Below are 276 nucleotides of genomic sequence, written 5' to 3'. Positions count from 1 at the left end.
CTTTAGCCGGCAATGCCAGGAAGAACGGGTTCAACAACGACGCCCGCGCCGGGTAACTGAAAGGCTGCCCATCCAGCTCCAGCACTTCCCCACCCGCCCCGTCCAGCACCCCTTGCGCGGCCGCCGTGTCCCACTGCGAGGTGGGCGCCAGGCGCGGGTAGCAATCGGCGCTGCCCTCAGCCAACAGGCAAAACTTCAAAGAACTGCCGATATTGGCCAGCTTCAACTCGCCCAATCCGGCACTCAAGCCAGCGAGCAAGCGATCCTGTTCAGGGC

Annotated in this window: 1 protein-coding gene; it reads right to left on the bottom strand. The window is 64.1% G+C overall.

All coding sequences use genetic code 11. The features are described from left to right. Window positions 1-276: 3'(2'),5'-bisphosphate nucleotidase CysQ (locus HX869_RS25160; protein ID WP_306172796.1), on the bottom strand; the 276-nt coding region annotated here is incomplete at both ends.

It is taken from the genome of Pseudomonas sp. P7779, assembly GCF_013386315.1.
Taxonomy (GTDB): Bacteria; Pseudomonadota; Gammaproteobacteria; order Pseudomonadales; family Pseudomonadaceae; genus Aquipseudomonas.
The sequence above is the reverse complement of the archived record's forward strand: the minus strand, read 5'-3'. Positions and strand labels throughout refer to the sequence as shown.